This window comes from Streptomyces sp. WAC06614 (assembly GCF_003949795.1).
GTDB lineage: Bacteria > Actinomycetota > Actinomycetes > Streptomycetales > Streptomycetaceae > Streptomyces.
Genome location: NZ_RPRY01000597.1, coordinates 1 through 2,108 on the forward strand (window position 1 = coordinate 1; position 2,108 = coordinate 2,108).

Annotated in this window: 3 protein-coding genes; 1 reads left to right on the forward strand and 2 read right to left on the reverse strand. The window is 75.7% G+C overall.

Features of this window, described 5'->3' with window-relative positions; all coding sequences use genetic code 11:
* Positions 1-1,137 (reverse strand): lipid-transfer protein (locus EF918_RS35085; RefSeq protein ID WP_125652896.1); only part of this gene is annotated, 1,137 nt, incomplete at its 3' end.
* On the reverse strand, positions 1,134-1,592 hold the full coding sequence (locus EF918_RS35090; protein ID WP_125652897.1) for a Zn-ribbon domain-containing OB-fold protein: 459 nt from the start codon (positions 1,590-1,592) through the stop codon (positions 1,134-1,136). The genes EF918_RS35090 and EF918_RS35085, both read right to left, overlap by 4 nt.
* Before the next feature lie 127 nt (positions 1,593-1,719).
* On the opposite strand from EF918_RS35090, the gene EF918_RS35095 reads away from it, so the two are divergent.
* Positions 1,720-2,108: NUDIX domain-containing protein (locus tag EF918_RS35095; RefSeq protein ID WP_125652898.1), on the forward strand; the 389-nt coding region annotated here is incomplete at its 3' end.

A 2,108-nucleotide genomic window follows, 5' to 3' on the forward strand; every position in this document is an offset into this window, starting at 1 on the left:
CACCCGCGCCCCGGCCACCTGGCGGTCCCCGCACCGCCCCCGGAGCTGCCAGGTCAGCTCGCACACCTGGGCGATCGCCTGGGCCGGCACCGCCTCACCGAACGAGGCCAGCCCGCCGCTCGCGTTGACCGGGATCCGCCCGTCGAGGGCCGTCGCCCCCTCGCGCACCAGCTTGGCGCCCTCACCCGTCCCGCACAGCCCCAGGTCCTCGTACCACTCCAACTCCAGGGCGGTGGACAGGTCGTAGACCTCGGCCAGCGACAGGTCCTCCGGGCCGATCCCGGCCTCCTCGTACGCGGCCCGGGCGATCGAGGACCGGAACGAGTCCTGCGCGCCCGGCGGCAGCAGCCCCGCCGCCGAGTCGGTGGCGATGTCCGGCAGGTCCAGCAGCGTGCGCGGATAGGTCGGGGTCACCGTGGACACCGCCCGGATCCGGACCGGACCGGTGATCCCGCGCGCCCGCGCGAAGTCCATCCCGGACAGCACCAGCGCCGCCCCGCCGTCGGAGGTCGCGCAGATGTCGAGCAGCCGCAGCGGATCGGCGACCACCGGCGAGGCCGCCACCTCCTCCGGCGAGACCGCCGTCCGGTAGCGGGCGTACGGATTGCGGGCGCCGGCGGCCGAGTTCTTCACCTTGACCTGCGCGAAGTCCTCCGGAGTGTCCCCGTACAGCGCCATCCGGCGGCGCGCGTACAGCCCGAAGTAGGCCGGATTGGTCGCGCCGAGCACCCGGAACCGCAGCCAGTCCGGGTCGTCCGGCCGGTCCCCTCCGGCCGGGGCGAAGAACCCCTTCGGCGCGGCGTCCGCGCCCACCACCAGCACCACGTCGGCCAGCCCCGCCAGGATCTGGGCCCGGGCCGCGCCGATCGCCTGCGCGCCCGAGGCGCAGGCCGCGTACACGCTGGTCACCCGGGCACCCTGCCAGCCCAGCGCCCGCGCGAACGTGGCCCCGGCGACATACCCCGGGTAGCCACCGCGCACGGTGTCCGCGCCGACCACCGACTGCACGTCCCGCCAGTCCAGCCCGGCGTCCGCCAGCGCCGCCACGGCCGCCGCGCGCCCGTACTCCACGAAGCTGCGCCCCCACTTGCCCCAGGGGTGCATCCCGGCCCCGAGGACCGCGACGTCGCCGCTCACGCGTCCCCCTCCACCGGCCGGAAGTGCCAGGTGGTCCACGTGGTCCCCGCGTCCTCGTCGAGCACTCCGGGCACCACCTCCACCTCCATCCCCACGGCCAGGTCCGCCACCCCGACCCCGGGCGCCGCCTGCCCGAGCACCACCATCCGCTCGGCCTCCAGCTCCACGGCCACCAGCGTGTACGGCTCCCAGGGCGTGTCCGGGTCGGAGACGTAGGGGGCGGGCGGGCGGTAGCGGCCGTCGGTGTACGACCACACGCGCCCGCGCGGCGACAGCGGGACCTCCGCCAGCTCGCCGCCGGCGCAGCCGGGGTTGCGGCAGAACGCGTCCTCCCGCGGGAAGAACACGGCCCCGCAGCCGCCGCACCGGGTGCCGAGCAGCCGGAACCCCTCCTCGGCCGAGCCGGACACCTCCGTGAACCACCCGTGCACGACGGGCCTGCGCGTTCGTTCCACGACACTCCTCGGTCCAGGGCGCCTACACCTGACGCATCGTCAGAAGTCTGCCGCACAATGCCCCTCCGGTCACCGGCCGCACCACAACGACCGGGCGACGCGCGCTGCTTGACCTAGGATCACGCCCATGGCGCCACTGCTGAGGGACTCGCACTGCTCCACCTGCGGAGCACCGTTCACCACGGCCGACTGGCCGCGCACCTGCCCCGCGTGCGGCACGGTGACCTACCGCAACCCGCTGCCGGTCGCCGTCGCCCTGCTGCCCGTCGAGGACGCGCGGGGGACCGGCCTGGTCGTCATCACCCGCACCATCGAACCCGCCCGGGGCGGGGTCGCCCTGCCGGGCGGCTTCATCGACTTCGGCGAGGACTGGCGGACGGCCGTCGTCCGCGAACTGCGCGAGGAGACCGGCATCGAGGCCCCGGCGGCCGACGTCACCCTGGCCGACGCCCTGAGCTCCCCGGCCGGCCACCTGCTCCTCTTCGGCCTCCTCCCGCCCCGCCCGGCCCCCACCTG